The following is an 11,378-nucleotide window of genomic DNA, read 5'->3' on the forward strand; positions in this document are numbered from 1 at the left end:
AACCATTGCTCAGTGTGCCCCACCAATATACAGCAGGAGGTTTTTTATGATTGAACTAAGACCCTATCGCGAATTGGGCGGCGCACAGCATGGTTGGCTAGACACTCGCCACCACTTTTCATTTGCCGATTATTACCACCCTCAGCATATGGGCTGGGGGCAGCTAAGAGTATGGAACGATGACACTATTGCTGCACATTCAGGTTTTCCACCGCACCCTCATCGCGAGATGGAAATTATCACTTATGTGCGCAAAGGGGCTATCACTCACCAAGATAACTTGGGTAATCGCGGCCGTACCGCAGCGGGAAATGTGCAGGTGATGAGTGCGGGCACTGGCATTGCGCACAGTGAAATGAATATCGAACATGAGACCACGCAGATCTTTCAAATTTGGATTATGCCCAATGAAAAAGGCTTACCACCCAGATGGGGCACCAAGCCATTTCCCAAAGATGAGCATAGTGGTGACTTTGTTACCTTGGCCAGTGGCTTTTCCACAGATAGCAAGGCGCTGTCCATTCGCGCCAATGCCCGTTTAATGGCTGCAACCCTAAAAGCCGGACAAAGCACGCACTACCAACTTGATAAGGGACGCAAAGCATACCTAGTACCGGCTAGCGGACAAATAGAAATTAATGGTGTACTCGCGACAGCCAGAGATGGCGTTGCCATTAATAATGAGCCGCTGTTGCACGTTAGTGCGCAGCAAGACAGCGAAATTGTACTAGTAGATGTGGCATAAACCGCACGGCTTACAACTGCATAAACCTATATACCCAGCAAAACCTATCTAAAAAGGATACCAATATGACAAACGTATTAGTGCTTTATCACTCAATGTATGGACATATCGAAACCATGGCCAATACCGTTGCCGAAGGCGCGCGCAGTGTTGACGGAGTAAAAGTGACCGTTAAACGCGTACCCGAAACCATGGATACTGAGGTATTTAAAAATGCCGGCGGTAAAACTGAGCAAGCCGCCCCTGTAGCAACACCGGCAGAGCTGGCGGAATACGATGCCATAATAGTAGGCACGCCAACACGCTTTGGTAATATGTCGGCACAGATGCGTAACTTTTTCGACCAAACCGGTGGCCTGTGGGCCAAAGGCGCACTGGCCGGAAAAGTGGCCAGCGTATTCACCTCCACAGGTACGGGTGGCGGGCAAGAAATGACCATCACTTCTACCTGGACCACACTGGCCCATCACGGCATGGTTATTGTGCCAATTGGTTATACCGCACCCGAATTGTTTGATATTTCTCAGGTAAGTGGTGGCACCCCTTATGGGGCATCAACCCTAGCCGGTGGTGATGGCTCTCGCCAACCCGACTCCCGAGAACTCGCCATCGCTCGCCATCAAGGTGCGCACGTGGCAAGTATTGCAGCTAAGCTCGCAAGCTAACGATTAACCAATATCTCTGGCGCCACTAGCAGATCACAGCTCTAGTGGCGCTGCTTACTCTATAGAACCCAAGTTGCCATCCAATGTTAAATTGTTTCACTAAGACTCATATTGAGCCAGCGGTCTGAGTTTTTGGCCGTAATTAGCAAATTTGAATGGGATGTAAAACTAAAATGGCTAAAATATCTAAACACTACCCATATTAAAATAGTCTCAATAGTATCCCTGACCATCAAAATAACAAGAAGATGACATTTTTCTACCCAACCTCGACAATGCTCAAAGTACAAACAGCCTGAATAATAGTCTGTTCCATATAGATATGCTCTTCTCATCGTACGACTCACACAGTGATAAAATGACGTGTCTGAAAAGGCTAATTTAAGCAAAACATAGTTTAAGCATAGTGCTAGGCTTAAAAAAATCAGCAAGTGTGAGAGGCTTATTAAGCTGGGTGATTAGACATTACCGCGAAAGCAGCAATATCAATGGTACACACCCAAATCTTTAATTAGCCGAGTATTTTTCAACTTCTCTGCGCCAGCGACCTTCTAAGCTATCAAGCTGAGCAGCACCATAAATAGCGCGCTCGGCCCCAGAGTACCAAGCCCATAGCTGATTACCAAAATCAAAATGCCACCATTCGCTTGGTAGGTTGGTAAACCCAGCTGAAATCATTATACCATAGAGCAATCGGCGATTTTTAATCACCTCTGCCTCTCTAGCGTTTGGAGTAATTATCTCTTCAAATGCATGCGTATGAGACCAGACACTGGCTTCGTCGAACTGGGTTCCCATATCCAACATTAAGCCCTGCTGGTCCAGCAAAGTCACGTCGACAGACCCCCCCGTAAGGTGAGGACTTGGCGCATCTACCCGTGTACTTGGCAACGAGACAAATTCCCGAGTCAACTGTTCCAGCTCTGCTGCTGATTTTTTCGGCAAACGAGTTTCAAGTGCATTGTACAGGGTGTCATACAAATACTGTTGTACGCCGTAAGGCCGCCAGCTATCCAGTACTAGCAGTGTCATACCGGCAGGTAATTGTTCGGCAGCCTTTAGTAGCCGTCGATAAATACCGGTGCGAGTGTGACACTCGGGCACCGCATAGGGTATGCCCATCTTGTAATAGGCCGGATAAACTTGCAGCGGCAGTGGAGCCAGACTGACAGGTACGAGCGGTTCCTGATTATCTTCAATGGCTATCTTTATCACTTCTGGCCAGACAGGGTCTGCCATTAATGGTATTCGAGTTTTCATGAGTAACCTCCCAGAATGTTCGGTAACCACAACGTCAATCCAGGAAACAGGATCAATAACAACAACACGCTCAGAGCAAGCAGTACAAACGGCCAGATTGTTTTAAACAGCTCAGTTATTTCAATTTTGCTGACAGCGGCGGCTACAAACACACAAGCCCCCATAGGAGGAGTAATCAATGCAATGGTGATATTCAGAGTAATAACCACTCCCAAGTGCACAGGATCGATGCCTGCAGCCATGGCTACCGGCACAAAAATAGGTGTCAGCAGCATTAGCGCCGATACTTCCTCCATGAACATACCGGTAATAAAGGTGATTCCGCTCAACATCAGCAGAACCAGAATAGGCTGATCAATAAAAGGTTCCAGCATAGCCACAAATGATTTGGGTACTTGAGCATAGGACAGTAGCCAGCTGATGGCTGCTGATGCCGCCATGATCAGGAAGATGGCACTGGTCAAACGTGCTGTTTCAACTAGAGCTGACCAGAAGCGAACGAGTGAAAGTTGGCCGGTCATCAGTCCTATTACTAACACATACAACACAGTGAGCGCGCCTGACTCAGTAGGCGTAACTACCCCCAGTACAATGCCTCCCACAATGATCACGGGCGCCAGCAAAGCAGGAAAGGCTCCCCAACTGGCTGACCACAATCTGGCCAAGGTCGGCTTCTCTCCCGATGCGGCTAGCCCTGCACGTCTAGCATAGATCCAGTTCATCATCATAAAGCCACAACCCAGTATCAAGCCGGGGATGACTCCCGCCAAAAATAGGGCACCGACCGAGGTATTAGTTAGGGAGGCATAGAGGATCATAAAAATACTGGGAGGAATAATGGGCCCTATTAGTGAACTGCCCGCCGTCAACCCTGCCGCATAGGGTACCGAATAGCCTTCTTTCTTCATCGCTGGCACCAACAAAGAACCGAGCGCGGAGGTATCCGCTACCGCCGAGCCGTTAATTCCAGCAAAGAAGACACTTGATACCACGTTGACATAACCCAACCCACCACGCCAATGACCCACCAGTGTTCTCGCCAGCGTCATCAACCGCTGTGTCAGGCCAGCACTGTTCATCAGATTTCCCGCCAGTATGAACAACGGGATGGCCATCAAAGAAAAGGCATTAATACCACCAAAAAATTGCTGGGGCAGCATGCGCCCAATCAGATTGATATCAAGAAAGAAGAAACCAACAACGGCGGTGAGGAGCAGTGTTAGGAATAAAGGTAAACCCAACAGGATATGCACAATAAAGGTGATAAACATCGCCAGGGTCATAACTGCAAATCCTTTCTTTCAAACGGGCCACGTAATATTGCGAATAAAAACAACATAAAAAAGCCAAGAGGCATACTCAGCATCGGCCAGGTTCGGCTAATTCCCAGCCCCATGGTGGTAAATCGACCAACAGAAAAAGCGTAATGCCAGGAGTACCAGGCAAAAGCAGCGCTGATAGCTACAGTAAGTAGCCACTGATAGAGTTTAAGGGCCGATGCCCATTTGGGTGGTAACTTCTGCTCTAGTAAATTGATGCGCATATGCTCATTACGAACCCATACCACACCGGCGGTAAGCAGCACTGTGCCAATAATCAGGAAACGGGACAGTTCGTCCATCCAGATGGGGGAGCGACCAGCCAGATATCTTGCGGTAACGCCATAGAGCAGAACCACAAGATTGCTGGCAATAAGTAGGCCTGCCAGAGCTTCTGACATGCGACTTAATAAGCGGATTATTTTTGTATTCATAACAACAAGGCGGTGCATGGCACCGCCACCTTATCAGGAACTAATTAATTGGATTCTACATCCTGCAGAGCCAAATCAATCCATTTCTGGTCGATGTTTTGCTCTTCTAACCAGGTCACGTAGGAAGGTTTGGCTTTTTCTTGAAATGCGGCCAACTGTTCCACCGTTGGACGATAAACCTCCATCCCCTTATCAGCCAAAAACTGGACTCGCTCTTCTACTTTGGACTCGACTGACTGACGATTAAGTTGGTTAGCTTCCTCTACTGCTTCCTTCAACGCCGCCTTTTGCTCGTCGGTCAGGGATGCCATCAACTGATCATTAGCGACCAAAAATTGATCGGAATATTGAATATTAGCCAATGTCAGGTACTTTTGTACTTCCTGTAAACTCCCCAGAATAATGTACATGGGTGGGTTCATTTGACCATCGGCAACACCCGTCTTCATCGCCATGTAGACTTCGGTCCAAGGGATAGGAGTACCAGATGCACCAAAGGCTTCATACAATGCCACCTGGCTCTTATCCATCGCCCTAAAACGCAATCCCTTGAAGTCATCAGGTTGCTTGATAGGTCGTTTATTATTGGTAAAGGCTAGGAAGCCTCCTTCTTCTACTACTGCCAGCAAGCGAGTGCCGGTACGCTGATAGAACTCTTCCTGCGCAGCTTTCCAGTATTCACCTTGGTCAAAGAAGCGACGAGCGTCATCAAAACCCTTGAACAAGAAAGGAATTGAACTGACATAAATCTCTGGAAAGAGAGGCGAAATACCGGCAAAAGAAGCAATATTCAAGCTAGGCATGTTCATTACCTGCTCCATTCGTTGCTCTTCTTCACCCAGCATACTGTTGGGATAGAGTTTTAATTCCAACTCTCCCTTAGTCTTTTCATCTACTAGCTTTTTTAAATTAGAGGCAAACAGGTGTACCGCATTCTTATCTGCATCGGGTGCACCATTGTAAGATAGATCAATGGTGGTTGCTGCTCCAGCAAGACCACTGATCAATAAGGCTCCAGCCCCACATACCGTTGTCATCCATTTTGCTAGCGGCTTGATTTTACAAGTAAGCATAGTCGTGATCTCCATATCCAGTTTGATGTTTTAAAAAGTCATCGCCAGATTAAGCGTTGTCGTGTTGACTTTTCAATATCTAATGCGTTGCAATAAAGCCAACACAATACTTAACATTAAATTTACAATCAATTAAAGAATAACATCCCATCGTGAAGATGGGCTATTAAAGCTTCAGATGACACTGTTAACTCGCGACCTTTATGACTAACGATATGTGCATTAGCACCAGTTAGTACGGGATGAGGTACAGGTATACAGATTATTTTTCCTTGCTCGATCTCACTTTGTACCGTCAACCGTGGCATGAAAGTAACCCCCATACCGGATAGCACAAAATTCTTTAAAACAGCGACAGAATTAGTTCTTAATTGTGGTTCAAAGCGGATATGTTCTAGTTCCTCAACCAAGCTAACCAGCTGTCCCATGCCAAACTGTTGATCGATCAGAGCCAAGGGATATTCTGATATCTGTCGAATCGTAAGTGGAAGCTGCCTAGTAAGAGCATGCTGCGGAGGGGCTATGAGCTCCAGCGGTTGACGAGTTATCACGTGAGACTGTAACTCGACATCAGGAGAAGGTGCATAAACTACCGCTAAGTCTACCCGATCCTCCTTAACTAGTCGGATCGCCTCATTGACTCCCGCCATTTCTACACTGATCTGAATACCGGGATAACGAGTCATAAAAGCTTGCAGTGGTGCGGAAATCAAATCGGCAATAAAACCTTCACCTACCGCCAAACTAACCCTACCAGTTTTTAAGCTCTGCAAGGCTTTTATACGGGACAAAGCTGCTACTTCGCTTGCTTTTTGCTGTCGATAAAGCGCTACTAGTTCTTCACCAATCTGAGTAAGCACGACACCCTGTCCACTTCGGGTTATAACCGTAGCTGTCAGCTCTTCTTCTAATTGTGCCAGCTGACGGCTGATGGTCGAGACATCAACATTCAGATGGGCGGCCACTTTTCGTAATGAGCCAAAACGTGAGACTTCACTTAGATATTTCATTGCCCTAATGTTAAGTTTCCACACGTTAATATTCCGAAATATATAGACTGTTGAAGGAATCATCTCAAAATAACATTAGACAAGACAAACTTTTAAATTCATCAGAAGTCTAATAGAGCTATATCTATAAAAAACGCCTAATAATCCCGCCATAAAAACTGTCTCACTAAAGCTCATATTACAACCTAAGATGCCAACCTAAGATGCCACCCAATGTTAAATTATTCGTAAGCGTCACTGCATCCGCACCTGAGAAGTCGCGGTGGATGAAACCATTACCTATACCCGCAAGAAAACCCGTCGTCCGAGCTTAAGCGCTGACTTGCCTCGTGAAGACGTAGTGCATGATATTGCGGACACAGATAAGGTCTGTGACGACTGCGGCCATAACTTGCATCAGATGGGTGAAGAAGTCAGCGAGAAGCTGGAGTTTATCCCTGCTACTACAACCTAAGATGCCACCCAATGTTAAATTACAACCTAAGATGCCACCCAATGTTAAATTACAACCTAAGATGCCACCCAATGTTAAATTGTTCCACCAAGACTCATGTTGGGCCAGCCACCTAGATTTTTGGCTGTGATTGGCAAAATTGAATGGGATGGAAAACCAAAATGGAGCAGATTGCTACAGCTTGATGTGACTCATTAGTTATTTGCTTCGTTTAAGCGGTATTCAGGCAGCACTTGTGCACTCCTGTTGGAGTGTACGTAATTTAGTTATGTTGATTGACGCTAAGTACTCAGCTTGACCAGTGTTGGCAACTTTTAAGATGCGCGCGCCGCTGCATACCTAAGTGTTTGCAGTAACGCGTTAAATCTTCAAGCGACCCGACCGGCCCTGTAAACAGGTATTTAAACTCTTCGGTTATCTTTAACCAGTTTTCTAGCGAAATATTCAATCTGTTCAGTATGTTGGCGGTGCTTTCTGCAATGGCACCTCCTTTATCATCACGTAATATTCTGCCCATATCGTCTACGAGGGTAATGTAGTCTTTTACGTCAAACAGTAAGCCTTTGGGTAACTCTTTGCGGTCATTACCCACAAAGGGCAGTAAACGCTTCGGTTGTGCTCCCTGCTTTGCAGCATATATACGTCGCTTAATGCTAGTGTGCTTAGACGTTTCTGGCGTGGTGGCCATGTTGGCGCGAATGGGGTTTAAATCAACATAGGTCATACAGGCCAGCACTGCGGCTTCATCGAGTAAGGCTTGAGATTTAAAGCGCCCTTCCCAGAAGCGTCCCGTGCAGTTATCTTCTTTATTCGCTTGGCGAGCAATGGGCTCGCTTAAAGCACGCATAAACCAGCTGATGTCTATCAGCCGACGTCGATACTCGGCAACCCTCTCGTTAAGTGTGTCGATTTCATAAGCTTTAACGACCTCGCCGTTCGCAAATCGTTGGGTGAGCGGTGTGCCTTTAAACAGCTTATGCCATTGATTTACTACATCAATATCTCGCCAATTCATCGCTGTTTCTGCATCAATACGCAGCACCACATGCACATGATTAGACATAACCGCATAGGCAGTAATATCAATGGCAAACGCCTGCGTCAAAAACAGCAATCGCTTCTCTAACCATTTTCGACGGTGTTCAAACGTGCGACCAGAAACCTCATCCACACCACACAAAAATGCCCTTCTCACCGTGCGACTCACGCAATGGTAAAAGGGCGTATCTTGTATACTCACTTGGGCAACGCGTGGTTTAGCCATCCTAGCCTCCTAAAAAGTTCAACCCTGAACATTTTAAGTATAGGAGTTAGACTAAAAAACAACCAGATTCTATGGGTGGCCTGTTAGTTAATATTGTCAAAATCGAGTTTCTCTGATTTAGAGCACTCTGATCTTTTCTTAATGTGCGCAGCAACCAGAAACTCTAAAGGGTACTCGTTTTCACAAAGTACACATGTTGCTTGCAGTCGCCCGCCTGAAATGTGCGCTCGAAGGAATGCCTGCTCCTTTCTTGATTTTGTGGTCGAGTCAAAATCTAGATCTACTTCCTCGCTCAATTTTGGAAGCACAGTTTTTGCTACGACCGGAGGCGAGCTGGAATCAGTGAGCGCGATGTTATTGGCAGAAATAAGAGATGCTGCCTGTTTGATATCAGGACTGGACATTCTTGCACCTAGCCCAGACCGTACTAAAGCTTCGAGCTCATCTTCCGTATCTACATAAACATAGTCAACTTCAAATCGCGATGGGCTAGCCACATAAGTTCCGTCTTTATGCTTGTGCGGATATATGGGCTCGCCTTTGTATTCGCCTCTGGACTTGTATGCTTTCAATTTACCCACGCACTCTCCCTAGAAATTTAACGCTGAGCTTAGCGGCGCCACGTCAGTGGCGTCCGGTGGACGGCCTTCGGGCCGGGAACGTACTACAGCGACTGGTTAGAAGCCGGTTCACCCGTTGGTTTCCAGTCCACTTCTCAGCTCGCATGCGAGCTCCAAAGAAGCTCCCGCATCTGCTCGCGGCCCGGCACCGATACAAACCACCAGACTACCCGGCGCGCTTGGAATTTTCGGCGAATTGCACCACAAACCTGGGCACCCTGTTCATAACCCGAAAGATTCCGATACTGGCTACCAGCTTGAACGACGAGGTTCCTGGCCTTGGCCATAACCGGGAATCAGAAATCACTGCCCAATTTTCCGCCAAGGCCCGCGCACCCATCCACCGAAAAAACTACCAGAGCCTTGGCTTATAACGCATAGGTAACCGGCACCGGAGCGCCAGCGGAGGGAACCAAAAGCAGAAAGCTTTTGGTGTCCGGTTGACCGTCTGGTTATGTGGCATTCCGCCCCCTTGGATTGTGATGAGATAGCACGGCACCACACCATTTATTGATGGTTTTACGGTCCTCAAGACCAGGATCATACTCAAGATCATGTGATGGCGATGTGAGCATCTCTTCCCGTATATCTTTGTACTCTTGTTCAGTAATTTCGAGAGGCTTCCAGTAGCAACCACCGCTCATTCCTTGGTCAGCTCCACCAGAGAGCAGCTCCTCATTCAAAATATGGAAAGGAGGGAACTGTTTTGTACACGAGACAAGCATGGCCAGACGTGGTGAATAACGCAGGAGAAAATCATCAAAATTCACGATTTCCCAGCTCCCGTCTGAGCTACCCATACCGGGTAGGATTTTGACCTTAATTTGCCTCATGGCCTCATCTACACATAACGCTTTGGGTAAGCCGCCGGGACGGAGCGCAGCGTAGTACCGGTCGGCTTCACCCACTGGTTATGCCCTACCATGCGGTCGAATCCATCATTTCGACGAATTCTCGAAATCCATTTTGGGCAGAAATACGGTTCGCCGTATCGACGTGTTCTTGGGTTATATTGGGTGCAGAGTAATTTCCGGGCTTTGTATCCTGATCTTTGGCTTGCGCCAATGTTAACGGCGAGCACGTTCCCTCTATAAAGGTACCATTGGCTAAATCGAGCTTAACCAAAAACTCCTCTGACCCTGCTGCTTGTCTAATGACTTTTTCGGGGATGATATAAGTTTTGTGAGAAAACGGTATGTTTAATCTCTGGCCCATCGGCACAGTATCGTGTTCGGTGACGACGTCACCAGTATTGTAAGAATAGAGTTCACCATCCAGCTTAAAATGCAGTGACTTCCCGTCCCCAATATTTTCGATTTCTGTGGTGCCGCTTTCCAGAAGCACAAGCCCCCTTTCAGCCTTTTTGGTGTCTTGGTAAAGTTCAAACATCACAGAATTACAGACAACATTGCTCATCCGGATGTACTTCGTGCCGTCAAACTTTGATGAGCCAGAAGAAGGTACGTTGTACATGCTCTGCAAAAGTGCCTCTGTGTCCGTAAAGGCACAACCAGCCATGCTGAACAGAAATGAAACCACGAGAATCAACTTATACATCAAATATTCCCTTTTACTCGACACAAGGCATAACGCTTTGCACATGGGCAACAGCAAAAGTGGCCGGCTCTTTGGCCGCTTTTGTTGTTGTCCCTTGCTGCTGATTGTTAGAGGTTTAATTGCCCGATTATTACGGATACAGACAGCAACCCCAACACTATTGCAATTAAGCTTCGGCTAATGAGCTTAATCATATTGTCCTGCTTTATTGAAAATGGAGCAGTCCAAATATAAATAGCTTCAATTAGAACCGCCATTACAATATATGTTCCTATAAGGCTATATTCACTGCCGCTTTTTATAGTTGTCCATACGTAAAATATTAGCGTGAAGTGCATTAGTAAATTCAGAAATGAAGCACCAAATTCAACGCTAGATTGCTTTCCACAGCTAGTGCAAACGGCACCAACATCAGGTGACGAGTCGATTACGTGCAATAATGGAATCGCCTTTTCTTCACAATGTGGACACTTTTTCATAATACTACCTTTTACCTAAAGACCTCTAACGCCTTTCTTCAGCGGCCAAAGCGTGCTGGCGTGGCTTTTGCGCTTTTCGCAAAAGGCATGACAGCATGTTTTGGTCCGGCTGCAAGAATTTGTTAGGCATTTTTCGCTAGCAATCGTGTTACATGATCAAAGGCCGCGAGCTTGGCTTCTTCGATAGTTTTAAATATTCTTCTACTGTGGTGGGGCAAATTTGTCGATTCGAAAGTTACCGTTGCCGCCCATCCACTTTGCTTTTCAGAGACAACTACCCTATAGCCATCCGCACTTAGCCAAGGGTTTCCATTTTTGGATATTTTCCATTTCCTCGTAAGCCAACGCTTTCTTTTCCCTTCTCGGCTTATCGGTGATTTTCAACCCAGTTGTCCAAATAAGACTGTCTAAGCAGCCATTTTATTTCGCTCCATTTCCTCGAGTTTACAGGGATTGAGCGAGACAGCTCCCGTCACTTCCCAGTTTCGGGTATTACCC

The 11,378-nt window shown here is 46.7% G+C and carries 12 protein-coding genes and 1 pseudogene; 3 read left to right on the forward strand and 10 right to left on the reverse strand.

Features of this window, described 5'->3' with window-relative positions:
- The first annotated feature begins 46 nt into the window (after window positions 1–46).
- Both J3U76_RS07865 and wrbA read left to right on the forward strand, forming a co-directional pair.
- Window positions 47–745: a pirin family protein gene (locus tag J3U76_RS07865; protein ID WP_208005413.1), complete on the forward strand. Its 699-nt coding sequence runs from the start codon at window positions 47–49 to the stop codon at window positions 743–745.
- 65 nt (window positions 746–810) lie between these two features.
- Window positions 811–1,410 (forward strand): NAD(P)H:quinone oxidoreductase, encoded by a 600-nt coding sequence (gene wrbA, locus J3U76_RS07870; RefSeq protein ID WP_208005414.1) that lies wholly within the window; start codon window positions 811–813, stop codon window positions 1,408–1,410.
- A gap of 507 nt (window positions 1,411–1,917) precedes the next feature.
- Here the strand turns inward: wrbA and J3U76_RS07875 are convergent.
- From J3U76_RS07875 to J3U76_RS07895, 5 genes are all read right to left on the reverse strand, one after another.
- Entirely contained in the window at window positions 1,918–2,670 is a 753-nt protein-coding gene (locus tag J3U76_RS07875) for a M15 family metallopeptidase (RefSeq protein ID WP_208005415.1), read from the reverse strand.
- Window positions 2,667–3,953: a TRAP transporter large permease gene (locus J3U76_RS07880; protein ID WP_208005416.1), complete on the reverse strand. Its 1,287-nt coding sequence runs from the start codon at window positions 3,951–3,953 to the stop codon at window positions 2,667–2,669. Before J3U76_RS07880 ends, J3U76_RS07875 begins: the two co-directional genes overlap by 4 nt.
- Window positions 3,950–4,441, reverse strand: a complete 492-nt coding sequence (locus J3U76_RS07885; RefSeq protein WP_208005417.1) for a TRAP transporter small permease — start codon at window positions 4,439–4,441, stop codon at window positions 3,950–3,952. The genes J3U76_RS07880 and J3U76_RS07885 overlap by 4 nt, the downstream gene beginning before the upstream one ends.
- Before the next feature lie 26 nt (window positions 4,442–4,467).
- A complete protein-coding gene (locus tag J3U76_RS07890; protein ID WP_208005418.1) occupies window positions 4,468–5,496 on the reverse strand; it encodes a TRAP transporter substrate-binding protein in 1,029 nt (342 codons plus the stop codon).
- A gap of 128 nt (window positions 5,497–5,624) precedes the next feature.
- Window positions 5,625–6,530: a LysR substrate-binding domain-containing protein gene (locus tag J3U76_RS07895; RefSeq protein ID WP_208005419.1), complete on the reverse strand. Its 906-nt coding sequence runs from the start codon at window positions 6,528–6,530 to the stop codon at window positions 5,625–5,627.
- A gap of 268 nt (window positions 6,531–6,798) precedes the next feature.
- Here J3U76_RS07895 and J3U76_RS07900 point away from each other — a divergent pair.
- Window positions 6,799–6,948: pseudogene (locus J3U76_RS07900) on the forward strand (IS66 family transposase zinc-finger binding domain-containing protein); the annotation flags it as partial.
- Between the two features lie 301 nt (window positions 6,949–7,249).
- On the opposite strand, the gene J3U76_RS07905 reads toward J3U76_RS07900, so the two are convergent.
- From J3U76_RS07905 to J3U76_RS07925, 5 genes are all read right to left on the reverse strand, one after another.
- Window positions 7,250–8,224: a transposase gene (locus J3U76_RS07905; RefSeq protein WP_208005421.1), complete on the reverse strand. Its 975-nt coding sequence runs from the start codon at window positions 8,222–8,224 to the stop codon at window positions 7,250–7,252.
- A gap of 83 nt (window positions 8,225–8,307) precedes the next feature.
- Window positions 8,308–8,805, reverse strand: coding sequence for a hypothetical protein (locus tag J3U76_RS07910; protein ID WP_208005422.1), 498 nt, complete (start codon window positions 8,803–8,805; stop codon window positions 8,308–8,310).
- A 491-nt stretch (window positions 8,806–9,296) separates the two neighbouring features.
- The gene (locus J3U76_RS07915; protein WP_208005423.1) at window positions 9,297–9,614 is read right to left on the reverse strand and encodes a hypothetical protein; all 318 of its coding nucleotides are present in this window, start codon (window positions 9,612–9,614) and stop codon (window positions 9,297–9,299) included.
- 148 nt (window positions 9,615–9,762) lie between these two features.
- A complete protein-coding gene (locus tag J3U76_RS07920; RefSeq protein ID WP_208005424.1) occupies window positions 9,763–10,401 on the reverse strand; it encodes a hypothetical protein in 639 nt (212 codons plus the stop codon).
- A 107-nt stretch (window positions 10,402–10,508) separates the two neighbouring features.
- On the reverse strand, window positions 10,509–10,880 hold the full coding sequence (locus J3U76_RS07925; protein WP_208005425.1) for a hypothetical protein: 372 nt from the start codon (window positions 10,878–10,880) through the stop codon (window positions 10,509–10,511).
- Window positions 10,881–11,378 lie beyond the last annotated feature (498 nt).

This window comes from Oceanisphaera pacifica, assembly GCF_017498065.1.
Taxonomy (GTDB): domain Bacteria; phylum Pseudomonadota; class Gammaproteobacteria; order Enterobacterales; family Aeromonadaceae; genus Oceanimonas; species Oceanimonas pacifica.